Annotated in this window: 18 protein-coding genes; 16 read left to right on the forward strand and 2 right to left on the reverse strand. The window is 69.5% G+C overall.

The window, feature by feature from the left end; genetic code table 11:
- Positions 1–6: 6 nt before the first annotated feature.
- The gene (locus ACOBQB_RS31665; protein WP_423596587.1) at positions 7–840 is read right to left on the reverse strand and encodes a C40 family peptidase; all 834 of its coding nucleotides are present in this window, start codon (positions 838–840) and stop codon (positions 7–9) included.
- 956 nt (positions 841–1796) lie between these two features.
- Here ACOBQB_RS31665 and ACOBQB_RS31670 point away from each other — a divergent pair.
- From ACOBQB_RS31670 to recQ, 15 genes are all read left to right on the forward strand, one after another.
- Positions 1797–2156 carry an NADH-quinone oxidoreductase subunit A gene (locus ACOBQB_RS31670; RefSeq protein ID WP_003992243.1) on the forward strand — a complete coding sequence of 120 codons (360 nt, stop codon included), beginning with the start codon at positions 1797–1799 and terminating at the stop codon, positions 2154–2156.
- A 21-nt stretch (positions 2157–2177) separates the two neighbouring features.
- Positions 2178–2732, forward strand: coding sequence for a NuoB/complex I 20 kDa subunit family protein (locus ACOBQB_RS31675; protein ID WP_031035164.1), 555 nt, complete (start codon positions 2178–2180; stop codon positions 2730–2732).
- 98 nt (positions 2733–2830) lie between these two features.
- A complete protein-coding gene (locus ACOBQB_RS31680; protein WP_423598886.1) occupies positions 2831–3529 on the forward strand; it encodes an NADH-quinone oxidoreductase subunit C in 699 nt (232 codons plus the stop codon).
- Complete coding sequence (locus tag ACOBQB_RS31685; protein ID WP_423596590.1) at positions 3529–4869, forward strand: NADH-quinone oxidoreductase subunit D; 1341 nt, start codon at positions 3529–3531, stop codon at positions 4867–4869. The genes ACOBQB_RS31680 and ACOBQB_RS31685 overlap by 1 nt, the downstream gene beginning before the upstream one ends.
- Complete coding sequence (nuoE, locus tag ACOBQB_RS31690) at positions 4866–5738, forward strand: NADH-quinone oxidoreductase subunit NuoE (protein WP_423596592.1); 873 nt, start codon at positions 4866–4868, stop codon at positions 5736–5738. Before ACOBQB_RS31685 ends, nuoE begins: the two co-directional genes overlap by 4 nt.
- Complete coding sequence (nuoF, locus tag ACOBQB_RS31695) at positions 5738–7099, forward strand: NADH-quinone oxidoreductase subunit NuoF (protein ID WP_423596594.1); 1362 nt, start codon at positions 5738–5740, stop codon at positions 7097–7099. The genes nuoE and nuoF overlap by 1 nt, the downstream gene beginning before the upstream one ends.
- A complete protein-coding gene (locus ACOBQB_RS31700; RefSeq protein WP_423596596.1) occupies positions 7096–9606 on the forward strand; it encodes an NADH-quinone oxidoreductase subunit G in 2511 nt (836 codons plus the stop codon). The genes nuoF and ACOBQB_RS31700 overlap by 4 nt, the downstream gene beginning before the upstream one ends.
- 38 nt (positions 9607–9644) lie before the next feature.
- Complete coding sequence (gene nuoH, locus ACOBQB_RS31705) at positions 9645–10994, forward strand: NADH-quinone oxidoreductase subunit NuoH (RefSeq protein WP_423598888.1); 1350 nt, start codon at positions 9645–9647, stop codon at positions 10992–10994.
- Entirely contained in the window at positions 10987–11784 is a 798-nt protein-coding gene (nuoI, locus tag ACOBQB_RS31710; RefSeq protein ID WP_423596598.1) for an NADH-quinone oxidoreductase subunit NuoI, read from the forward strand. Before nuoH ends, nuoI begins: the two co-directional genes overlap by 8 nt.
- The gene (locus tag ACOBQB_RS31715) at positions 11781–12620 is read left to right on the forward strand and encodes an NADH-quinone oxidoreductase subunit J (RefSeq protein WP_423596600.1); all 840 of its coding nucleotides are present in this window, start codon (positions 11781–11783) and stop codon (positions 12618–12620) included. Before nuoI ends, ACOBQB_RS31715 begins: the two co-directional genes overlap by 4 nt.
- On the forward strand, positions 12617–12916 hold the full coding sequence (nuoK, locus tag ACOBQB_RS31720) for an NADH-quinone oxidoreductase subunit NuoK (RefSeq protein ID WP_409006188.1): 300 nt from the start codon (positions 12617–12619) through the stop codon (positions 12914–12916). The genes ACOBQB_RS31715 and nuoK overlap by 4 nt, the downstream gene beginning before the upstream one ends.
- A gap of 10 nt (positions 12917–12926) precedes the next feature.
- Positions 12927–14882 carry an NADH-quinone oxidoreductase subunit L gene (nuoL, locus tag ACOBQB_RS31725; RefSeq protein WP_423596602.1) on the forward strand — a complete coding sequence of 652 codons (1956 nt, stop codon included), beginning with the start codon at positions 12927–12929 and terminating at the stop codon, positions 14880–14882.
- Positions 14883–14887: 5 nt separating this feature from the next.
- Complete coding sequence (locus ACOBQB_RS31730; protein ID WP_423596604.1) at positions 14888–16501, forward strand: NADH-quinone oxidoreductase subunit M; 1614 nt, start codon at positions 14888–14890, stop codon at positions 16499–16501.
- Positions 16498–18147, forward strand: a complete 1650-nt coding sequence (nuoN, locus tag ACOBQB_RS31735) for an NADH-quinone oxidoreductase subunit NuoN (protein WP_423596606.1) — start codon at positions 16498–16500, stop codon at positions 18145–18147. Before ACOBQB_RS31730 ends, nuoN begins: the two co-directional genes overlap by 4 nt.
- A 188-nt stretch (positions 18148–18335) precedes the next feature.
- Positions 18336–20384, forward strand: coding sequence for a DNA helicase RecQ (recQ, locus tag ACOBQB_RS31740; RefSeq protein ID WP_423596608.1), 2049 nt, complete (start codon positions 18336–18338; stop codon positions 20382–20384).
- A 580-nt stretch (positions 20385–20964) separates the two neighbouring features.
- Here recQ and fahA read toward each other — a convergent pair.
- Entirely contained in the window at positions 20965–22299 is a 1335-nt protein-coding gene (gene fahA / locus ACOBQB_RS31745; RefSeq protein WP_423596610.1) for a fumarylacetoacetase, read from the reverse strand.
- A 443-nt stretch (positions 22300–22742) separates the two neighbouring features.
- Between fahA and ACOBQB_RS31750 the strand changes: the two genes are divergently transcribed.
- On the forward strand, positions 22743–23555 hold the full coding sequence (locus tag ACOBQB_RS31750) for an HAD family hydrolase (protein ID WP_423596612.1): 813 nt from the start codon (positions 22743–22745) through the stop codon (positions 23553–23555).
- Positions 23556–23559: the final 4 nt, after the last annotated feature.

The raw sequence follows: 23559 nt of genomic DNA on the forward strand, positions 1-23559 counted from the left end.
GGGCCGTCAGAGGACGCGCACGGCGCCCGAGGCCGGGTAACCCGACAGGTCCTGGATGACAACGCCCTTGCTGGGGTTGGCGGCGTCCAGGTACTGGCCGTTGCCGATGTACACACCGACGTGGTACGCGGAACCGGCGCCACCCCAGTAAAGGATGTCGCCCACCTGGATGTTGGAGAGCGAGACCGGCGTACCGGCGACCGACTGGTCCTGCGAGACGCGCGGAAGGTCCACGCCCGCCTGCTTGAACGCGGCCTGCACGAGGCTGGAGCAGTCCCAGGCGTTCGGGCCCGAGGCACCCATCACGTACGCGTCGCCGAGCTGCGCCTTGAGGAAGCTGATGACCGTGCCGACGCTGCCGCTGGCCGGGGCGACCGAGTCCGAGGCGGAGGTGGAGGCGGAGGTGGAGGAGCCGGAGGTCGACTGGGTGGAGAGCGTGGTGCGCTCGGTGGCGCGGGAGGCACGCTCCTCCTCGGCCTTCTTCTCCGCGGCGGCCTCGGCCTTGCGCTTGGCCTCGGCCTTCTTCTCGGCCTGCGCCTGGTCTTCCTTGGCCTGCTTGGCGGCCTTGGCGGCGGCGGCGTCCTGCTCGGCGCGCGACTCGTAGGTGTCGGCGGCCTGCTGGGTGGCGTCCGCCGACTGCGCGATCTGGGCGGACAGATCGGCGGTCAGGGTGGGCATTTCGATGGTCTCGGACACCGGCTCGGCCGCGTTCGCCGTACCGGCCGCCGCGGCCACTGCCAGGGTGCTGAGGACGCCACCGGCAACTCCGGCCCGCAGGGCGATCTTGGAGGCGCTGCGACGGGGCTTCCGGTGGCTGGGTATGTGAGCGGTGTGGGACATGAGAACAACCGCTATCAGGGACTCACGGTTCCCTTCAAGAAACGTGTGGTGCGCCACAGTTGCCGTTTCGCGCCCCGAATCCCGGGCGTGTCGCTTCTTATTGACGCCGTAACGGGCAATGCGGACACCGCCGATCACGCCTGTGATCATGGGTTTTCTGAGATACGCCCGAATTGCCCGCGGACTACCACCGGTTGAGGCAGTTGGCCAAGCCCGGTTCATTGGGGGGTGGGGGTGATGTGGCGCAGGTCACAGGGGAGCCGCTCGGGGATCTCCCTGAGATCTCGCTGAGACCTCCCTGAGATCTCCCGTACTTTTCGGCTGCCCGTCAGGTGAGTCCCGAACCATCTCCGGGTCCGACGGGGACGCCTCGCGTGCGCGCCGGCGGCCGGGCTCGGCCCGCGGGCCGATGACGGGACTCCCGAACCGGCGGCCGCGCTCCCGAACCGGCGGTCGCGCTCCCGAACCGGCGGCCGGGCGCGCTCCTGACGGACCGACGGCGCCCGTGACCACACCGTCCGCGCCCGTGGCTGCACCGGCCGTGCTCGTGAATCGGTGCACACGTCCACATCTGTCCCCACCTCTGCCGCCAAAGTGTGAACGCGGTGCCTTTATCAAGTGATCCCGTCCAGCGCCAATTTGCGTGCGGCGGTCACGTCTTGATAGAGCGCCACCCCTTCGACCAGCGGTGACGCGCTGAGATGTCACCTCTGGTGATCACTCAGGCGCTTCGCGTACGAAGATCACCGCTCATCCGACTTCATGATCCTTCGTCAGGTGGTGGAGATCACAAAGCCGTTGTTGCACCCCGTGTCGCAGATCACAGACCGCCGGGCATAAGATGCGGTGCAGTTGGGCTTGTGACCTGCTTCACATGTAAGCGATCTTCAAGGGGAGCCGGGGCTCGGTCCGACGTAACCGCCAACAGTCAGTGCCGACTGAGAGGAGCGAGGAGCGTGAACGCCTATGCGCCCATCCTCGTGCTGGGAGCCCTCGGGGCAGGCTTTGCGATCTTCTCCGTGGTCATGGCCACGCTTATCGGTCCAAAGCGGTACAACCGCGCGAAGCTAGAGGCCTACGAGTGCGGTATCGAGCCGACGCCGACGCCGGCCGGTGGGGGGCGATTCCCCATCAAGTACTACCTGACGGCGATGCTCTTCATCGTCTTCGACATCGAGATCGTCTTCCTCTACCCCTGGGCCGTCACCTTCGACGCGCTGGGGATTTTCGGGCTCGTGGAGATGCTGCTCTTCGTGCTCACCGTCTTCGTCGCGTACGCGTACGTATGGCGGCGCGGCGGCCTGGAATGGGACTAAAGGTCTGAGGGGCCAAAGAGCATGGGACTCGAAGAGAAACTGCCGAGCGGTTTTCTGCTGACCACCGTCGAACAAGCCGCGGGCTGGGTGCGCAAGTCATCCGTCTTCCCCGCCACGTTCGGCCTCGCGTGCTGCGCCATCGAGATGATGACGACGGGTGCGGGGCGGTACGACCTGGCGCGCTTCGGCATGGAGGTTTTCCGCGGCTCACCGCGCCAGGCGGATCTGATGATCGTGGCCGGCCGGGTGAGCCAGAAGATGGCGCCGGTGCTGCGACAGGTCTACGACCAGATGCCCAACCCCAAGTGGGTGATCTCCATGGGAGTTTGCGCCTCGTCGGGTGGGATGTTCAACAATTACGCGATTGTGCAGGGTGTGGACCATGTTGTCCCCGTTGACATCTATTTGCCTGGGTGTCCGCCGCGGCCCGAGATGCTGATGGACGCGATTCTCAAGCTCCACCAGAAGATCCAGGGCTCCAAGCTCGGCGTGAACGCGGAAGAAGCGGCCCGCGAGGCGGAGGAGGCGGCCCTCAAGGCGCTCCCCACCATCGAGATGAAGGGGCTGCTGCGGTGAGCGACGCGCACGACAAGCGCCCGAGTGACAAGGGCGATGACAAGAACCCGAACGGCAACGGCAACGGCAACGGCAGTGGGAATGGCAGCGGCGAACAACTGAACGGCAACGGCCTGCCCGCCCCGCGCGACGCGGCCGGCGACGTCATCCGCGTACGCAAGGGCATGTTCGGCGCCGAGAACGGCGGCGACACCACCGGCTACGGCGGCCTGGTGCGGACCATCACGCTGCCCGGCGCCTCCGCGCGCCCCTACGGCGGCTGGTTCGACGAGGTCGCGGACGAACTGGAAGGGGCCCTGGAGGAACAGGGCCTGCTCCCGGAGAACGCGATCGAGAAGACGGTCGTCGACCGTGGCGAGCTGACCTTCCACATCGCGCGCGAGCACCTTCTCCGCGTCGCCCAGACGCTCCGCGACGACCCGGCCCTGCGCTTCGAGCTCTGCACGGGCGTCTCCGGTGTGCACTTCCTGGAGGACAAGGGCCGCGAGCTGCACGCCGTCTACCACCTGCGCTCGATCACCCACAACCGGCTGATCCGGCTCGAAGTCAGCGCCCCCGACGCCGATCCGCACGTCCCCTCGCTGGTCTCCGTCTACCCGACGAACGACTGGCACGAGCGCGAGACGTACGACTTCTTCGGGCTGATCTTCGACGGACACCCGGCCCTGACGCGGATCATGATGCCGGACGACTGGCAGGGCTTCCCGCAGCGCAAGGACTACCCCCTCGGCGGCATCCCCGTCGAGTACAAGGGCGCCCAGATCCCGGCTCCGGACCAGCGGAGGTCGTACAGCTGATGTCTGCTTCTTCGCACGCTTCCGCTTCTCATGCTTCCGCTCGGGAGACGACCGAGGGGACCGTATATACGGTCACCGGCGGCGACTGGGACGAAGTCGTCCAGTCCGCCGCCAAGGCCGACGACGAGCGCATCATCGTCAACATGGGGCCCCAGCACCCCTCCACGCACGGAGTGCTCCGCCTCATCCTGGAGATCGAGGGCGAGACCGTCTCCGAGGCCCGCTGCGGCATCGGCTATCTGCACACGGGCATCGAGAAGAACCTCGAATACCGCACGTGGACGCAGGGCACGACGTTCGTCACGCGGATGGACTATCTGACGCCGTTCTTCAACGAGACGGCGTACTGCCTCGGGGTCGAGAAGCTCCTCGGCATCGAGGACCAGATCCCCGACCGCGCCTCGGTCATCCGCGTGCTCCTCATGGAGCTCAACCGCCTCTCCTCGCACCTGGTGTGCATCGCCACCGGCGGCATGGAGCTGGGCGCGACCACGATCATGATCTACGGCTTCCGAGATCGTGAACTCATTCTCGACATCTACGAATTGATTACCGGCCTGCGGATGAACCACGCGTACATCCGGCCCGGCGGACTCGCCCAGGACCTGCCGCCGGGCGCGGTGGACCAGATCCGCGAGTTCGTGAAGAAGATGAAGAAGAACCTTCCCGAGTACGACAAGCTCGCCACCGGGAATCCCATCTTCAAGGCCCGTATGCAGGACGTCGGCTATCTCGACCTCGCCGGCTGCATGGCGCTCGGCGCCACCGGCCCGGTCCTGCGCTCGGCGGGCCTCCCGCACGACCTGCGCAAGTCCCAGCCCTACTGCGGCTACGAGAACTACGACTTCGAGGTCCCCACCGCGGACACCTGCGACTCCTACGGCCGCTTCCTGATCCGCCTCGAAGAGATGCGCCAGTCGCTGCGCATCGTCGAGCAGTGCCTGGACCGGTTGCGGCCGGGAGCGGTGATGGTCGCCGACAAGAAGATCGCCTGGCCCGCACAGCTGGCGCTCGGTCCGGACGGACTCGGCAACTCCCTCGACCACATCAAGAAGATCATGGGCACCTCCATGGAGGCCCTGATCCACCACTTCAAGCTGGTGACCGAGGGCTTCCGGGTCCCGGCCGGACAGGCCTACACCGCGGTCGAGTCGCCCAAGGGCGAACTGGGCGTGCACGTCGTCTCCGACGGCGGCACCCGCCCCTACCGGGTCCACTTCCGCGACCCGTCCTTCACCAATCTCCAGGCCATGGCGGCGATGTGCGAGGGCGGCCAGGTCGCCGACGTCATCGTCGCCGTCGCGTCCATCGACCCCGTGATGGGAGGCGTCGACCGGTGACCACCACTCCGTCAGAGAAGGCCGCGGGCGTCAGCCTGGGCATGCCCCAACTCCCTGCCCCCGACTACCCGGCCGACGTCCGGGCCCGTCTTGAGGCGGACGCCAAGGAGATCATCGCCCGCTACCCCGGATCGCGGTCCGCGCTCCTGCCGCTGCTGCACCTGGTGCAGTCCGAGGAAGGCCACGTCACCCGCACCGGCCTGCAGTTCTGCGCCGACATCCTTGGCCTGACCACGGCCGAGGTCACCGCCGTCGCGACCTTCTACACCATGTACCGGCGCAAGCCCTCCGGCGACTACCAGGTCGGCGTCTGCACCAACACGCTCTGCGCGGTGATGGGCGGCGACGCGATCTTCGACGAGCTCAAGCGGCACCTCGGCGTCGGCAACGACGAGACGACCGAGGACGGCACGATCACGCTCGAACACATCGAGTGCAACGCGGCCTGCGACTTCGCCCCCGTGGTGATGGTCAACTGGGAGTTCTTCGACAACCAGACGCCCGAGTCCGCCAAGCAGCTCGTCGACGACCTGCGCGCGGGCGTGCCGGTCGAGCCCACGCGCGGCGCGCCCCTGTGCACGTACAAGGAGACCGCCCGGATCCTCGCGGGCTTCCCCGACGAACGGCCCGGTGCCGTGGAGGCGAGCGGCGGCGCGGGCCCCGCCTCCCTGATCGGACTGCGCCTGGCCAAGGGCGAGGCACCGCAGCGGCGCGTCGTCCACCCACGCGCGGGAGGCCCGCAGGACGAGGGCTCCCACGCGGGCCCGCAGGACGCCGCCGAGCACCTCAGCTCGCACGACGCACCGCAGCAGACCTCGGCATCCGACCCGGCCCACCCGGCCGGACCGACCGCCGAGGAGGGGGAGTGATGACCTTGGCAGCCGAGATCGACCACGAGACGAGCCCGGAGAAGCTGCTCGCGCCGGTTCTCTCCGCCTTCTGGGACGAGGAGAAGTCCTGGACGCTGGAGACCTACCGGCGCCACGACGGGTACGAAGGCCTGCGCAAGGCGCTCGCCATGGCGCCGGACGACCTCATCGCGTACGTGAAGGACTCGGGCCTGCGGGGCCGGGGCGGCGCCGGATTCCCCACCGGGATGAAGTGGCAGTTCATCCCGCAGGGAGACGGCAAACCACACTATCTAGTTGTCAACGCCGACGAATCGGAGCCGGGGACCTGCAAGGACATCCCGCTCCTCTTCGCGAACCCGCATTCCCTCATCGAGGGGATCGTGATCGCGTGCTACGCGATCCGCTCGTCGCATGCCTTCATCTATCTGCGGGGCGAGGTCGTCCCCGTGCTGCGCAGGCTGCACGAAGCCGTCCGCGAGGCCTATGCGGCGGGCTACCTCGGCAAGGACATCCTGGGCAGCGGACTCGATCTGGAACTCACCGTGCACGCGGGCGCGGGCGCGTACATCTGCGGTGAGGAGACCGCGCTGCTCGACTCGCTCGAAGGCCGCCGGGGCCAACCGCGACTGCGTCCCCCCTTCCCGGCCGTCGCGGGCCTTTACGCATGCCCCACTGTGGTGAACAACGTCGAGTCCATCGCGTCGGTTCCCGCGATCCTCCATCGCGGAAAAGACTGGTTCAAGTCGATGGGCAGCGAGAAGTCCCCGGGCTTCACGCTCTACTCGCTCAGCGGCCACGTCACCAACCCCGGCCAGTACGAGGCCCCGCTCGGCATCACGCTGCGCCAGCTGCTCGACATGAGCGGCGGCATGCGGGCCGGACACCGGCTCAAGTTCTGGACGCCCGGCGGCTCTTCGACGCCGATGTTCACCGACGAACACCTCGACGTACCCCTCGACTACGAGGGCGTGGGCGCCGCCGGATCGATGCTCGGCACGAAGGCGCTCCAGTGCTTCGACGAGACGACGTGCGTCGTGCGGGCCGTGACGCGCTGGACCGAGTTCTACGCCCACGAGTCCTGCGGAAAGTGCACGCCCTGCCGTGAAGGAACGTACTGGCTCGTTCAGTTGCTCCGCGACATCGAGGCCGGCGAGGGCGTCATGGCCGACCTCGACAAGCTGAACGACATCGCCGACAACATCAACGGCAAGTCCTTCTGCGCCCTCGGCGACGGCGCGGCCTCACCGATCTTCTCCTCGCTGAAGTACTTCCGGGAGGAGTACGAGCAGCACATCACCGGCAGGGGCTGCCCCTTCGACCCGGCCAAGTCGACTCTCTGGGCCGACCGGCCCGCTGGAAACGCGCAGGTGAACGCATGACAGTGACCACGAACAGCGCCCCCTCCGGGGGCGGGGAGGCAGCCGTCCCGCCGGAGGACCTCGTCTCGCTGACGATCGACGGCATCGAGATCAGCGTCCCCAAGGGCACGTTGGTGATCCGCGCCGCCGAACTCCTCGGCATCGAGATCCCGCGGTTCTGCGACCACCCGCTGCTCGACCCGGCGGGCGCCTGCCGCCAGTGCATCGTGGAGGTGGAGGGCCAGCGCAAGCCGATGGCGTCCTGCACCATCACCTGCACCGACGGCATGGTCGTGAAGTCGCAGCTGACCTCGCCGGTCGCCGAGAAGGCGCAGCGCGGCGTGATGGAGCTGCTGCTCATCAACCACCCGCTGGATTGCCCGGTGTGCGACAAGGGCGGCGAGTGTCCGCTCCAGAACCAGGCGATGCAGGTCGGCGACCCGGACTCCCGCTTCGACGGCAAGAAGCGGACGTTCGAGAAGCCGGTGCCGATCTCCACGCAGGTGCTGCTCGACCGCGAGCGGTGTGTGCTGTGCGCGCGCTGCACCCGCTTCAGCAACCAGATCGCCGGCGACCCGATGATCGAGCTCATCGAGCGCGGCGCCCTCCAGCAGGTCGGCACCGGCGAGGGCGACCCCTTCGAGTCGTATTTCTCCGGGAACACCATCCAGATCTGCCCGGTCGGCGCGCTGACCTCGGCGGCGTACCGATTCCGCTCCCGGCCCTTCGACCTGGTGTCGTCGCCGTCGGTGTGCGAACACTGCTCGGGCGGCTGCGCGAGCCGTACCGACCACCGCCGGGGCAAGGTCATGCGGCGCCTCGCGCAGGAGGACCCCGAGGTCAACGAAGAGTGGATGTGCGACAAGGGACGCTTCGCCTTCCGCTACGCACAGCGGCCCGACCGGCTCACGAACCCCCTGGTGCGCAACGCCGCGGGTGAGCTGGAGCCCGCCAGCTGGCCCGAGGCCCTGGCGGTCGCGGCCCGTGGTCTGGCCGCCGCGCGCGGCCGGGCGGGCGTGCTGACCGGCGGCCGGCTCACCGTGGAGGACGCCTACGCGTACAGCAAGTACGCGCGCGTGGCGCTCGACACGAACGACATCGACTTCCGCGCGCGCGTGCACAGCAGCGAGGAGGCCGACTTCCTCGCGGCACGCGTGGCCGGGCGGGGCCGGGACCTCGACGGGAGCGGAGTCACGTACACCGCTCTGGAGAAGGCGCCCGCCGTCCTGCTCGCCGGGTTCGAGTCAGAGGAGGAGGCGCCCGGCGTCTTCCTGCGGCTGCGCAAGGCCTGGCGCAAGCACGGCCAGCGCACCTTCTCCCTCGCCACGCACATGACCAGGGGCCTGGAGAAGGCGGGCGGCACGCTGCTGCCCGCGGCTCCCGGCACCGAGACGGAGTGGCTGGACGCGCTCGCCGCCGGTGCGGGCCTCGCGGATGACGGGGCCAGGGCCGCCGAGGCGCTGCGTACGCCCGGCGCGGTCATCGTCGTGGGTGAGCGGCTCGCGGCCGTGCCCGGCGGGCTCACCGCCGCCGCCCGCGCCGCCACCGCGACCGGCGCCCACCTGGTGTGGATTCCGCGCAGGGCGGGGGAGCGGGCCGCCGTCGAGGTGGGCGCGCTGCCGTCGCTGCTGCCCGGCGGACGCCCGGCCACCGACCCGCGCGCGCGGGACGAGGTCGCGGCCGCCTGGGGCGTCGCCGAACTCCCGCACCGCTACGGCCGCGACGCCGGCCAGATCATCGAGGCCGCCGCGACCGGCGAGCTCGGCGCGCTGCTCGTCGCCGGCGTCGAGGTCGCCGACCTGCCCGACCCGGCACGCGCGCGTGAGGCGCTCGAAGCGGTCGGCTTCCTCGTCTCGCTGGAGCTGCGGCCCAGCGAGGTGACGGAGCGGGCGGACGTCGTGCTTCCGGTGGCCGCGGTCGCGGAGAAGCCGGGCACCTTCCTCAACTGGGAGGGCCGGGCGCGGATGTTCGATGCCGCGCTGAAGCCCGACCAGATGACGCGCAGGCTGGCACCCACCGACGCGCGCGTGCTGCACATGCTGGCCGACGCCGGGGACGTCCACCTCGGCCTGCCCGACCTGGTGACGCTCCGCCGGGAGCTGGACCGGCTCGGTGGCTGGGACGGGCCGTACGCGGACGAGCCCCGCGAGACGGCGGCGCAGCCGCCGCGGCCCGCCTCCGGAGAAGCCGTGCTCGCCGGGCACCGGCTGCTGCTCGACCAGGGCCGCCTCCAGGACGGCGACGAAGCGCTGGCCGGCACGCGGCACGCCGCCCACGCACGCGTGTCACCCGCCACGGCCGCCGAGGTGGGCGTGAAGGACGGCGACCTCCTCGCGGTCACCGGGCCCGCCGGGTCGACCGCGCTGCCGCTCCAGGTCACGCCGATGCCGGACCGCGTGGTCTGGCTGCCGTTGAACTCGGCCGGGGGAGGCGTCACTTCGGACACCGGCGCGCGCCCCGGCGACCTCGTCCGCATCGGCCCGGCGGTCCTGCCGGAGTCCACTGAGGCCCCGGAGGTGACGTCGTGACGCACACCGTGGTGCCGCTTGCGGCGGAAGACCTGTCCATGTTCGGCCGAGACCCCTGGTGGCTGATCGCCCTCAAGGCGGTCTTCTGCTTCGCGTTCCTGATGGTGACGGTCCTGTTCTCCATCGTGTGGGAGCGCAAGGTCGTCGCCTGGATGCAGCTGCGCATCGGCCCCAACCGGCACGGCCCCTGGGGCATGCTCCAGTCGCTTGCCGACGGCATCAAGCTGATGCTCAAAGAAGACGTGATCGTCAAGCGCGCGGACAAGGTGGTCTACATCCTTGCCCCGATCGTCGCGGCGATCCCGGCCTTCATGGCGATCGCGGTGATCCCCTTCGGGCCCGCGGGCAACGAGATCTCCATCTTCGGCCAGCGCACCACGATGCAGCTGACCGACCTGCCGATCGCGATGCTCTACATCCTCGCGGTCGCCTCCGTCGGCATCTACGGCATCGTGCTGGCGGGTTGGAGTTCTGGATCCACCTATCCGCTCCTCGGTGGCCTGCGCTCCTGCGCGCAGATGATCTCGTACGAGATCGCGATGGGCGCCGCGTTCGCCTCCGTCTTCCTCTACTCCGGGTCGATGTCGACCTCGGCGATCGTGGAGGCACAGGCCGACCGCTGGTACGTCCTCCTGCTGCCGGTCTCGTTCCTGATCTACATCGTGACGATGATCGGTGAGACCAACCGGGCGCCGTTCGACATGCCGGAGTCCGAGGGTGACCTCGTCGGCGGCTTCAACACCGAGTACTCCTCCATCAAGTTCGCGCTGTTCATGCTCGCCGAGTACGTCAACATGGTCACCGTCTCGGCGGTCTCGGTCACGCTCTTCCTGGGCGGCTGGCGGGCCCCGTATCCGGTCAGCACCTTCTGGGAGGGCGCGAACCACGGCTGGTGGCCGTTGCTCTGGTTCGTGATCAAGGTCCAGCTGCTGCTGTTCTTCTTCATCTGGCTGCGCGGCACGCTGCCACGGGTGCGCTACGACCAGCTGATGAAGCTCGGCTGGAAGGTCCTCATCCCGGTCTCGGTCGTCTGGCTGATGCTCGTCGCCACGGTCAGGGTGATGCGGAACGAGAACTACGACTTCACCTCGATCGCGCTCTACGTGGGCGGCGGGGTCATCGCGCTGCTGTTGCTCTCCGTGGTCGTCGACATCTTCCGCGACAAACGGGAGAAGGAGGCCGCCGCCGAGGAGAAGCCGGTCGCCTTCGACCCGATGGCGGGCGGATTCCCCGTGCCACCGCTGCCCGGGCAGAGCCTGCCGCCCGTCCCGCGCCGGCGCTCGCGCCAGGAGCGGGAGCTGATTGTCAGTGGTGGGCCGGATACTCAAAGTGACGGAACTGGAAGTGGCGGAACCCGAAGTGACGGAAAGGAGGCGTCCGATGGCTGAGTCGAACCACACATCGCCGGAAGCACCGCGATCACCTGAGTCACCCCACGAGTCGAACCAATCGAAGCAGGGGTTCCAGAACCCCGTCGCGGGCTTCGGCGTGACCTTCAAGGCCATGTTCAAGAAGCGGCTGACCGAGCAGTATCCGGAGCAGCAGAAGATCACCGCTCCCCGCTTCCACGGCAGGCACCAGCTGAATCGCCATCCGGACGGCCTGGAGAAGTGCGTCGGCTGCGAGCTCTGCGCCTGGGCCTGTCCCGCCGACGCGATCTACGTGGAGGGCGCGGACAACACCGAAGAGGAGCGCTACTCCCCAGGTGAGCGGTACGGCCGCGTCTACCAGATCAACTACGCCCGCTGCATCCTGTGCGGCCTGTGCATCGAGGCGTGCCCCACGCGCGCGTTGACGATGACGAACGAGTTCGAGCTGGCCGACAGCAGCCGCGAGAGCCTCATCTACACCAAGGAGCAGCTGCTCGCGGGCCTCGAAGAGGGCATGGTCGACACCCCGCACTCGATCTTCCCCGGCATGGACGAGCAGGACTACTACCAGGGCCTGGTGACCGAGGCCGCCCCGGGGACGATCCCCCAGGCGTCCCGCTCCAAGGACGAGGCGCCTCAGGAAGCGGCCTCCGACTTCGGGCCCGGCGAACCGGCGTCCGAGAAGGTGGTCGCCGGACCGGCCACCGGGACGGCGGCCGGCGAATCGTCCTCCGGGGCGGCGTCCGTCGATCCGGCCTCCGGAAAAGCGGCCGCCGACCCGGCTTCCGGAAAGGCGGCCGGCCGATGACGCAGCTCGCCGCCTACGCCACCTCCACCGGCGAGGCCGTCCAGTTCTGGGTGCTCGGCACGGTCGCCGTGATCGGCGCTCTGTGCACGATCCTCATGAAGAAGGCCGTGCACAGCGCGCTCTGCCTCGCCGGGACCATGATCATCCTCGCGGTGTTCTACCTCGCCAACGGCGCGTACTTCCTGGGTGTCGTCCAGATCGTCGTCTACACCGGCGCGATCATGATGCTCTTCCTCTTCGTGGTCATGCTCGTCGGTGTCACCGCCGCCGACTCCTTGAAGGAGACCATCAAGGGGCAGCGCTGGCTGGCCCTGCTGTGCGGACTCGGCTTCGCGGTGCTGCTCTTCGCGGGCATCGGGAACGCCTCGGTGCAGGAGTTCAACGGCCTCGGCAAGGCGAACGCCGGCGGCAATGTGGAGGGCCTCGCGACCCTCATCTTCACCAAGTACGTCTTCGCCTTCGAGATCACCGGCGCCCTGCTCATCACCGCCACGGTCGGCGCGATGGTGCTCACCCACCGGGAGCGCACGGAGCACGCCAAGACCCAGCGCGAGCGGTCCGAGGAGCGCGTGCGCGAGGGCAAGCACCTGCCGCCCCTGCCCGCCCCGGGGGTGTACGCCCGGCACAACGCCGTGGACATCGCGGGCCTGCTCCCCGACGGCACCCCGTCGGAGCTCACGGTCAACAAGACGCTGCGTGAGCGCGGCCAGATCCGCGACGTGTCGGCCGAGGCCCTGGACGACCTGCGGGCGCTGGAGCAGCGTTCCGCCGACCGTCTGGAGCGGCCGGACCTGCGTGGCACTGACACCGGGCGGACCGAGGAGGCGTCGAAGTGAACCCGGTCAACTACCTCTATCTCGCCGCCCTGTTGTTCGCGATCGGCGCGACCGGCGTGCTCATCAGGCGGAACGCGATCGTGGTGTTCATGTGCATCGAGCTCATGCTCAACGCCTGCAACCTCGCGTTGGTGACCTTCTCCCGGATGCACGGCAACCTCGACGGCCAGATCATCGCCTTCTTCACGATGGTCGTCGCCGCCGCGGAGGTCGTGGTCGGGCTGGCGATCATCGTGTCGCTGTTCCGTTCCCGCCACTCGGCCTCGGTCGACGACGCCAGCCTGATGAAGCTGTGAGGGGCTGAAAGTGGAGAACCTGATCGCGCTGCTCGTCGCGGCGCCTCTGCTCGGAGCGGCCGTACTGCTGTGCGGCGGGCGGGCGTTGGACCGCGTGGGCCACTGGCTCGGCACGCTGCTCGCGGCCGCCTCCTTCGTCGTCGCCGCGGTGCTCTTCACCGACATGCTGGGCAAGGGCGCCGAGGAGCGCACCCTGTCGCAGCACCTGTTCAGCTGGATCCCCGTCGAGGGCTTCCAGGCGGACGTCGCCTTCCAGCTCGACCAGCTGTCGATGACGTTCGTCCTGCTGATCTCCGGTGTCGGCACCCTGATCCACGTCTACTCCATCGGGTACATGGAGCACGACGAGCGGCGCCGCCGCTTCTTCGGCTACCTGAACCTCTTCCTCGCGGCGATGCTCCTGCTGGTCCTCGCCGACAACTACCTCCTGCTGTACGTCGGCTGGGAGGGCGTCGGCCTCGCCTCGTACCTCCTGATCGGCTTCTGGCAGCACAAGCCCAGCGCGGCGACCGCCGCGAAGAAGGCCTTCCTGGTCAACCGGGTCGGCGACGTGGGCCTGTCGATCGCGATCATGCTGATGTTCACCACCTTCGGGACGTTCGCCTTCGGGCCCGTCCTGGAGGCCACCGGTGAGACCAGCGAGGGCAAGCTCACCGCCATCGGCCTGATGCTGCTGCTCGCCGCGTGCGGCAAGTCCGCGCAGGTGCCGCTCCAGTCCTGGCTCGGCGACGCGATGGAGGGCCCGACCCCGGTCTCGGCCCTGATCCACGCCGCAACGATGGTGACCGCCGGTGTCTACTTGATCGTTCGCTCCGGAGCGATCTTCAACGGCGCGCCGGACGCCCAGCTCGTCGTCACGATCGTCGGAGCGGTCACGCTCCTGTTCGGTGCGATCGTCGGTTGCGCGAAGGATGACATCAAGAAGGCCCTCGCCGGGTCGACGATGTCCCAGATCGGCTACATGATCCTGGCCGCGGGCCTCGGCCCCATCGGTTACGTCTTCGCGATCATGCACCTGGTGACGCACGGCTTCTTCAAGGCCGGGCTCTTCCTCGGGGCCGGTTCGGTCATGCACGGCATGAACGACGAGGTCGACATGAGGAAGTACGGCGGCCTCAGGAAGTACATGCCGGTCACCTTCGTGACGTTCGGCCTCGGATATCTGGCCATCATCGGCTTCCCCGGCCTGTCCGGCTTCTTCTCCAAGGACAAGATCATCGAGGCGGCCTTCGCCAAGGGCGGCACGGAGGGCTGGATCCTCGGCTCGGTGGCGCTCCTGGGCGCGGCCATCACCGCGTACTACATGACGCGCGTCATGCTGATGACGTTCTTCGGAGCGGAGCGGTGGCGCAACCGCCCGACCGCCTCCCCGGCCCAGCCGGACGTCGAGCCCGCAGCCGAGACGCAGGGAGCGCACGGGGCGCACGATGAACCGCACCCCCACGAGTCCCCGAAGTCCATGACGATCCCGATGATCGTGCTCGCCTTCGGGTCGGTCTTCGCGGGCGGATTCTTCAGCATCGGTGACCGCTTCGTGCACTGGCTGGAGCCGGTCACCCGCCACGACCACGGGAACTCCCCGCTGAGCGCCGCGACGGTCACGGGCGCCACCATGGTGGTCCTCGTCATCGGCGTCGCCCTGGCCTACGTCCAGTACGGGCGCAGGCCGGTGCCGGTCACCGTCCCGCGCGGCTCGCTGCTCACCCGGGCCGCCCGCCGCGACCTCCTCCAGGACGACTTCAACCACGTCGTCCTGGTGCGCGGCGGCGAGCACCTCACGCGCTCCCTGGTCTACGTCGACCACTCCCTGGTCGACGGTGTCGTCAACGGCACGGCGGCCTCCATGGGCGGCCTCTCCGGACGGCTGCGCAAACTGCAGAACGGCTACGCCCGCTCCTACGCGGTCTCGATGTTCGGCGGCGCTGCGGTGCTCATCGCCGCGACCCTGCTGATGAGGGCGGTCTGATACCGATGTCCTTTCCTCTCCTGACAGCGACGGCGGCCCTGCCCGCGGTCGGCGCGATCGTCACGGCGGCCGTCCCGGCCGCCCGGCGGACCGCCGCCAAGTGGCTCGCGCTGCTCGTCTCGCTCGCCACGCTCGCGCTGGCCGTGACCGTGCTCGTGCGGTTCGACCCGGACGGCGACCGCTATCAACTGACCGAGTCCCGCGCGTGGATCGCGGACTTCGGGGTGCGGTACGAACTGGGGGTCGACGGCATCGGTGTCGCCCTCATCGGGCTGACCGCGCTGCTGATCCCGTTCATCATCCTGGCCGGCTGGCACGACGCCGACCCTTCCCCAAGCTCTCAACTTCGTTCGAGCAGGGGAGGCCCCAGTGAGACGAAAGCCCCCTACAAATGGCGGCCCACCCAGGGCTTCTTCGCCCTGATCCTGGCCGTCGAAGCGATGGTGATCATCTCCTTCGAGGCCACCGACGTCTTCCTCTTCTACATCTTCTTCGAAGCCATGCTCATCCCGATGTACTTCCTCATCGGCGGCTTCGGGGACCGCGCCCACGCGGGCAGCGACGAGAACGCGTCGGCGCAGCGCAGCTACGCGGCCGTGAAGTTCCTGCTCTACAACCTCGTCGGCGGCCTCATCATGCTGGCCGCGGTCATCGGACTCTATGTGGTCGCGGGGAACTTCTCGCTCCAGGAGATCGCCGAGGCCCGGGCCAACGGCTCGCTGGACATGGCGACCAACACCGAGCGGTGGCTCTTCCTCGGCTTCTTCTTCGCCTTCGCGGTGAAGGCGCCGCTGTGGCCGCTGCACACCTGGCTGCCGAACGCGATGGGGGAGGCCACGGCCCCGGTCGCGGTGCTGATCACGGCGGTGGTCGACAAGGTCGGCACATTCGCGATGCTGCGGTTCTGCCTCGGGCTCTTCCCCGAGGCGAGCAAGTGGGCGACGCCGGTCATCCTCGTACTCGCCCTGATCAGCATCATCTACGGCGCGCTGCTGGCGGTCGGCCAGCGCGACATCAAGCGCCTGGTGGCGTACGCGTCGATCTCGCACTTCGGGTTCATCGTCCTCGGCATTTTCGTGATGACCTCACAGGGCCAGTCCGGCGCGACGCTCTACATGGTCAACCACGGCATCTCGACGGCCGCGCTGATGCTGGTGGCCGGCTTCCTGATCTCGCGGCGCGGCTCGCGGCTGATCGCCGACTACGGAGGGGTGCAGAAGGTCGCCCCGGTCCTCGCGGGCACCTTCCTGATCGGCGGTCTGGCCACGCTCTCACTGCCCGGCCTCGCGCCCTTCGTGAGTGAATTCCTGGTGCTGGTCGGCGCGTTCGCGCGCTATCCGGTGGTCGGGGTCATCGCGACGGTCGGCATCGTGCTCGCGGCGCTCTACACCCTCGTCCTCTACCAGCGGACGATGACGGGCCCCGTGAAGCCGGAGGTGTCGGCCATGCCTGACCTCCGGGTGCGGGAACTGGTCGTCGTCGCCCCGCTGATCGCCCTCCTGATCGGCCTCGGGGTCTACCCGAAGCCGCTCGCCGAGCTGGTGAACCCGGCGGTCGAGCACACCATGTCCGACGTCCAGAAGAAGGACCCCGAGCCCGAGGTGGAGGCGGCCAAGTGAGCGCATCAGCCGTCCACAGCCTGTGGACAATGGCGGCGGATCCGGTCGACAAGATCGGCGCCCCCAAGATCGAGTATGGGCAGCTGTCGCCGACGTTGATCGTCATCGGCGCCGCCGTCGTCGGAGTGCTCATCGAAGCCTTCGTCCCGCGCAAGTCCCGTTACTACGTCCAACTGTTCGTCTCCGTAGTCGCGCTCGCCGCCGCCTTCGCCGCGGTGGTCGGGCTCGCGGCCCGCGGCTTCGGCACGACGAAGGCGCAGATCGCGGCGATGGGCGCGATCGCGGTCGACGGACCCGCGCTCTTCCTCCAGGGCACCATCCTGCTCGCCGGGCTCGTCGCCATTTTCACCTTCGCCGAGCGGCGGCTCGACCCGGTGGCGCACGGCAACCGCGTCGACTCGTTCGTCGCCCAGGCCGGGGCCGTGCCGGGCGGCGAGGGCGAAAAGGCCGCGACGAAGGCGGGGTTCGCCACCACCGAGGTGTTCCCGCTGGCGCTCTTCGCCATCGGCGGCATGCTCGTCTTCCCCGCGGCCAACGACCTCCTGACGCTCTTCATCGCGCTGGAAGTCTTCTCCCTGCCGCTGTACCTGCTGTGCGCGCTCGCCCGCCGCAAGCGCCTCATGTCGCAGGAAGCCGCCGTCAAGTACTTCCTGCTCGGCGCCTTCGCCTCGGCGTTCACGCTCTTCGGCATCGCCCTCCTGTACGGGTACGCGGGCTCCGTGTCGTACGCGACCATCGCGAACGTCGTCGAGGGCAACGTCACGACCGTGGACCCGGCGCTCGCCGACACCATGGGCAATGACGCGCTGCTCCTGATCGGCGTCGCGATGGTCGTGATGGGGCTGCTCTTCAAGGTGGGCGCGGTGCCGTTCCACATGTGGACCCCGGACGTGTACCAGGGCGCTCCGACGCCGGTCACCGGCTTCATGGCGGCGGCGACGAAGGTGGCCGCGTTCGGTGCCCTCCTGCGGCTGCTCTACGTGGTCCTGCCGGGCCTGCGCTGGGACTGGCGGCCGGTCATGTGGGGCATCGCGATCATCACGATGCTGGGTGGCGCGATCGTCGCGATCACCCAGACCGACATCAAGCGGCTCCTGGCGTACTCGTCCATCGCGCACGCGGGCTTCATCCTCGCCGGTGTGATCGCCACCACTCCGGACGGTGTCTCCTCGGTCCTCTTCTACCTCGCCGCCTACTCCTTCGTGACGATCGGCGCCTTCGCCGTGGTCACGCTGGTACGGGACGCGGGGGGTGAGGCCACGCATCTGTCGAAGTGGGCGGGGCTCGGGCGCAGGTCCCCGCTGGTCGCGGCGGTCTTCGCGGTCTTCCTGCTGGCCTTCGCGGGCATTCCGCTGACCTCCGGGTTCACGGGCAAGTTCGCGGTGTTCAAGGCGGCGGCGGAGGGTGGCGCGGGTGCGCTGGTCGTCGTCGGCGTGCTGTCGTCGGCGATCGCCGCGTTCTTCTACATCCGCGTGATCGTGCTGATGTTCTTCAGCGAGCCGAAGGCGGACGGCCCCACGGTCGCCGTGCCCTCGCCGCTGACGATGACGGCGATCGGTGTGGGCGTCGCGGTGACGCTGGTGCTCGGTGTGGCCCCGCAGTACTTCCTGGACCTGGCGGGGCAGGCGGGGGTCTTCGTCCGGTAGGCCGTCCTCCCGGCCGCTCTCCTCGGCCTCGAACGTATGTCGCCGCCCGGCATCCTGATCTGGGATGCCGGGCGGCGGCCTGTGGATAACTTCTCGGGCTGTCGGTGCGGGGCCCTATCGTGGAGGCAGTGGTCGGGGCAGTGACCGGAGCGGTGACCGAGGCAGGACGTACGGCGGGGGACAGAGCGATGGACGGGAACAGCGGTATGAGCGAGGTGACGGAGAGCGACGCGCTGCGGACGCTCCATCGCGTCTTCGGGTACGACGCCTTTCGGGGCGAGCAGGAGGCGATCATCGAGCATGTGGTCGCCGGCGGGGACGCCGTCGTCCTCATGCCGACCGGCGGCGGAAAGTCCCTCTGCTATCAGATCCCCGCCCTGGTCAGACCGGGCACGGGCATCGTGGTCTCGCCGCTGATCGCGCTCATGCAGGACCAGGTGGACGCCTTGCGGGCGCTCGGCGTGCGCGCGGGCTTCATCAACTCCACGCAGGACTTCGACGAGCGGCGCGTGATGGAGGCGGAGTTCCTCGCGGGGGAGCTCGACGTGCTCTATCTCGCCCCGGAGCGGCTGCGTCTGGACGCCACCCTCGACCTCCTGTCGCGGGGCAAGATCTCCGTCTTCGCCATCGACGAGGCGCACTGTGTGGCGCAGTGGGGCCACGACTTCCGGCCCGACTACCTCACGCTCTCCGTGCTCGGGCAGCGCTGGCCGGACGTGCCCCGCATCGCCCTGACGGCGACGGCCACGCACGCCACGCACCGGGAGATCACCGAGCGGCTCGGCATGCCGGACGCCAAGCACTTCGTGGCGAGCTTCGACCGGCTTAACATCCAATACCGCATCGTGCCCAAGGCCGAACCGAAGAAGCAGCTGCTCGCCTTCGTGAAGGAGGAGCACGCGGGCGACGCCGGCATCGTCTACTGCCTCTCGCGGAACTCGGTCGAGAAGACCGCCGAGTTCCTCTGCCGAAACGGCATCGAGGCCGTCCCGTACCACGCGGGTCTCGACGGCGGCACGCGCGCGGCACACCAGTCCCGCTTCCTGCGCGAGGAGGGGCTCGTCGTCTGCGCCACGACCGCGTTCGGCATGGGCATCGACAAGCCGGACGTCCGCTTCGTCGCCCACCTCGACCTGCCCAAGTCGGTCGAGGGGTACTACCAGGAGACGGGCCGCGCGGGCCGTGACGGCCTGCCCTCGACGGCCTGGATGGCGTACGGCCTCCAGGACGTCGTCCAGCAGCGGAAGATGATCCAGGCCGGCGAGGGTGACGAGGCGTTCCGGCGCCGCGCGGCCTCCCACCTGGACTCGATGCTGGCGCTCTGCGAGACCGCGCAGTGCCGCCGCGCCCAGCTCCTCACCTACTTCGGCCAGGAAGCGACGGCGCAGTCGTGCGGGAACTGCGACACCTGCCTGACCCCGCCCGAGACCTGGGACGGCACGGTCGCCGCGCAGAAGGTGCTCTCCACGGTGGTGCGCCTCCAGCGGGAGCGCGGCCAGAAGTTCGGCGCGGGCCAGATCATCGACATCCTGCTCGGCAAGAAGACCGCGAAGGTCATCCAGTTCGACCACGACCAGCTCTCCGTCTTCGGCATCGGCGAGGAGCTGGCGGAGGCCGAATGGCGGGGTGTGATACGGCAGTTGCTGGCGCAGGGCCTGCTCGCGGTCGAGGGGGAGTACGGCACGCTGGTGCTCACCGAGACGAGCGGTTCCGTGCTGGGCCGGGAGCGCGAGGTGCGGCTGCGCAAGGAGCCGAAGCGGGTCTCGGCGGCGCGGGCCGCCAAGGGCGAGCGCAAGGCGAAGTCGGCGGCGGCCGTCGCCGACCTGCCCCAGGAGGCCGTGCAGGTCTTCGAGGCACTGCGCGCCTGGCGCGGCGCCCAGGCCAAGGAGCAGGGCGTCCCGGCGTACGTCATCTTCCACGACGCCACGCTGCGCGAGATCGCCACGCTGCGGCCGACGTCCGTGGCGGACCTCGCGGGCGTCAGTGGGGTGGGCGAGAAGAAGCGGGCGACGTACGGCGAGGGCGTGATCGGGGTCGTCGCGGAGTTCTCGGGCGGGACGGCGGCCGGTGGGAGCGGTGCGTTGCCCGCCGGGGGTGCGGCTGAGGGAGGCGTGTCGCCTGGCGGGGGTGCGGTTGCCGGGGGCGCCTCGGCCGGCGGGATCGGGAGGGAGTCGCCGCCGGTCGAGGACGCGGAGCCGGACTGGGGGTTCGAGGAGGAGCCGGACTGGGCGTCGTAGCGGCGCTCGGCCTGTCCCGGCCTTGCGGGTTCGGTCCTTCTCGGTCCTGCGGGTTGGGCCAGTACCGGCCTCGCATGATGGGCCCGTCCCGGCCCCGCGGGTTGGGATCGTCCCGGGCCTCGCGGGTTGGGCTTGTACCGGCCTCGCGGGCTGGGCTTGTCTCGGTCCTGCGGGCTGGGCCTGTTTCGGTCCCGTGGGTTGGGCTCGTCCCGGGCGTCGCGGGTTGGGCGTGTGCTGGCCTTGCGGGTTGGGCCTGTTTCGGTCCCGCGGTTGGGCTCGTCCCGGGCGTCGCGGGTTGGGCGTGTGCTGGCTGCGGGTTGGGCCTGTACCGGCCTCGCATGATGGGCCCGTCCCGGTCCCGTGGGTTGGCTTGTACCGGCCTCGCGGGCTGGGCCCGTCCCGGTCCCGCGTGTTGGGCCTGTCCCGGTCCCGCGGGACCGGGTTGTCCCCGCCCGCGGGCTCGGCACACCCCGGCCTCGCAAGCTGGGCGCGTCTCAGTCCCACGGGCTCGGCTGAGGCCGGGCCCGTGGGAGCAGGGAGCGGTACCGAGGCCGGGCGGAAATCGGCGGTGCGGCGGAGGTCAGCGCGGCGCCACGATCCGTCCTGTCACCTCGCCGAGGCCCACCCGGGTACCGTCGGGGCCCGGGGCCCACGCGGAGAGCGTGACCTCGTCGCCGTCCTCCAGGAACGCCCGCTTGCCGTCGGGGAGTTCAAGGGGGTCGCGACCGTTCCAGGTGATCTCGATCAGGGAGCCGTACTGGCCGGCTGAGGGGCCGCTGACCGTGCCGGACCCGTACAGGTCGCCGGTGCGCAGGGAGGCGCCGTTGACCGTCATGTGCGCGAGCAGCTGCGCGGCCGTCCAGTACACGGTGGAGTACGGCGGCTCGGAGATGACCTCGCCGTTGAGCGTGACGGTCATGCGCAGGTCGTAGCCGCCCGGTTCGTCCGCCGCGGACTCGGCGGAGTCGTCCAGGTAGGGCAGGAGCTGGTGCGTGCGCTCCGGGGGTGCGACCCGGGCCGCGTCCAGCGCTTCAAGGGGGGTGATCCACGCCGACACCGACGTGGCGAAGGACTTGCCGAGGAAGGGGCCGAGCGGGACGTACTCCCAGGCCTGGATGTCGCGCGCCGACCAGTCGTTGAGGAGGGTGAGGCCGAAGACGTGCTCGCGGAAGTCGGCGAGGGGCACGGGAGTTCCGTGTGCCGAGGGCGTGCCGACCACGAAGCCGACCTCCGCCTCGATGTCCAGGCGGATCGAGGGGCCGAAGACAGGGGCCGCGTCGGCGGGCGCCTTGCGCTGGCCGCAGGGGCGCGCCACGTCCGTCCCGGAGACCACGACGGTGCCGGCTCGGCCGTGGTAACCGATGGGCAGGTGCTTCCAGTTGGGGGTCAGCGGCGTCGGCGAGTCGGGGCGGAAGATCTGGCCCAGGTGGGTCGCGTGGTGCTCGGACGTGTAGAAGTCGACGTAGTCCGCGACCTCGAACGGCAGGTGCAGGGTGACGTCGGAGAGGGGGTGGAGCAGGGGGCGTACGGAGTCGCGGTGCGAGGGGATCGTCAGCCACGCGGTCAGGGCGCGCCGCACGTCGGACCAGGCGGTGCGGCCCGCGGAGAGCAGCGGGTTCAGCGTGGGCCGGGCGAGCAGCGAGACGTAGGGGGAGCCGAGCGCGGCGGCCGCGGCGCCCGCGTCCAGGACGTACGAGCCGAGCCGTACGCCGACCCTGCGCTGGTCGTCCCGCTCGCCGGGCAGGGAGAAGACGCCGTAGGGGAGGTTGTGCGGTCCGAAGGGGTCGCCCTCGGGCAGGCCGAAGGGATCGCCCTCGGACGCGCCGAGGGGGTCGCCCCCGGACCGGCCGAAGGAATCGCGCTCGGGGCCGGAGGAGTCACCGGCGGCCGGGTCGAGCGGGGTCTGCTCGGACATGCGTACCTGCCTCGCTTTCCATGGGGTGAGCTACAGGGTGTGCCACACGTTACGTGTGAAGGCCCCCGTTACGGCAGTGCCTGAAGAGGTCGCCATGTCCGGATAAGCCTTGTTGGTCCATGCCGACATGGCCCGTGCCGTCCGCGGCCATGCCGAGACAGAAGGCCCGGACTCGATCGAGCGGGGTGCCGTGCGCGGCGGTCGGGGTGCCTACCAGCGCGGTCACGATCGTTGTGCTGGTTGGCCCGGGGGGATGGGAGGGAGAGGGGCGGGGGCGCGGGTTCCGGACGGGACGCTGGCGCGTGGCACGGGTCTTCCGCGTCGTTGTGTTGGAACGTCAACTTCCACTTTCTGATGAACTGCATGCGGCTCCGCCGCCCCCCGTCCGCATCGGCCTTGCCAAGCCGCTTCCCGCATCGCTCAGGATCCGTATTCTCTGGATCATGGCCGCTCCCCTCGCATATGCCCTCATCGCCACTGACCTGGACGGGACGCTGCTGCGCGGCGACGACACGGTGTCCGACCGGTCACGGAGGGCGTTGGCCGCCGTGGGTGAGGCGGGTGGGCGGCACTTGGTGGTGACAGGGCGGCCCGCGCCCAGAGTGCGGCCCCTCTTCGGCGACCTCGGGTACACCGGGCTCGCCGTCTGCGGGCAGGGTGCGCAGCTTTATGACGCCGGGGCGCACCGCATGGTGTGGTCCGTGACCCTGGAGCGTGAGCTCGCCGAGGCCGCTCTCGGGAAGGTCGAGGCGGAGGTCGGGCAGGTCTTCGCCGCCGTCGACCAGGACGGCGTGGACGGCCTCACGCTCATCGAGCCGGGGTACGAGATGCCGCACCCCACGTTGCCCGCGGTGCGCGTGCCCGGGCGTGACGTGCTGTGGGAGGCCCCCATCAGCAAGGTGCTGCTGCGGCATCCGACGCTGGCGGACGACGAGTTGGCCGCGGTGGCGCGCGGCGTCGTGGGGTCGCTCGCGACGGTCACGATGTCCGGGCCGGGCACCGTGGAGCTCCAGCCGTGCGGGGTGACCAAGGCGACCGGTCTCGCGCTCGCCGCCGAGCGCCTCGGCCTGACGGCCGCGGACACGGTGGCCTTCGGGGACATGCCCAACGACATCCCGATGTTCCTGTGGGCGGCGCACGGCGTGGCCATGGCCAATGCCCATGGGGAACTCAAAGCGGTGGCCGACGAGTTGACTCTCTCGAACGAGGATGACGGGATCGCTGTCGTCCTGGAACGGATGATGGCCAGGGCCTGACCGG

It is taken from the genome of Streptomyces sp. G5(2025), from assembly GCF_049542075.1.
GTDB lineage: Bacteria > Actinomycetota > Actinomycetes > Streptomycetales > Streptomycetaceae > Streptomyces.

Excerpts from the sequence above, each read along its gene's own strand:
- ACOBQB_RS31665 (WP_423596587.1), bottom strand. The coding sequence starts at position 840 with ATGTCCCACACCGCTCACATACCCAGCCACCGGAAGCCCCGTCGCAGC.
- ACOBQB_RS31675 (WP_031035164.1), top strand. The coding sequence starts at position 2,178 with ATGGGACTCGAAGAGAAACTGCCGAGCGGTTTTCTGCTGACCACCGTC.
- ACOBQB_RS31685 (WP_423596590.1), top strand. The coding sequence starts at position 3,529 with ATGTCTGCTTCTTCGCACGCTTCCGCTTCTCATGCTTCCGCTCGGGAG.
- nuoF (WP_423596594.1), top strand. The coding sequence starts at position 5,738 with ATGACCTTGGCAGCCGAGATCGACCACGAGACGAGCCCGGAGAAGCTG.
- ACOBQB_RS31700 (WP_423596596.1), top strand. The coding sequence starts at position 7,096 with ATGACAGTGACCACGAACAGCGCCCCCTCCGGGGGCGGGGAGGCAGCC.
- nuoH (WP_423598888.1), top strand. The coding sequence starts at position 9,645 with ATGTTCGGCCGAGACCCCTGGTGGCTGATCGCCCTCAAGGCGGTCTTC.
- nuoI (WP_423596598.1), top strand. The coding sequence starts at position 10,987 with ATGGCTGAGTCGAACCACACATCGCCGGAAGCACCGCGATCACCTGAG.
- ACOBQB_RS31715 (WP_423596600.1), top strand. The coding sequence starts at position 11,781 with ATGACGCAGCTCGCCGCCTACGCCACCTCCACCGGCGAGGCCGTCCAG.
- ACOBQB_RS31730 (WP_423596604.1), top strand. The coding sequence starts at position 14,888 with ATGTCCTTTCCTCTCCTGACAGCGACGGCGGCCCTGCCCGCGGTCGGC.
- recQ (WP_423596608.1), top strand. The coding sequence starts at position 18,336 with ATGGACGGGAACAGCGGTATGAGCGAGGTGACGGAGAGCGACGCGCTG.
- fahA (WP_423596610.1), bottom strand. The coding sequence starts at position 22,299 with ATGTCCGAGCAGACCCCGCTCGACCCGGCCGCCGGTGACTCCTCCGGC.
- ACOBQB_RS31750 (WP_423596612.1), top strand. The coding sequence starts at position 22,743 with ATGGCCGCTCCCCTCGCATATGCCCTCATCGCCACTGACCTGGACGGG.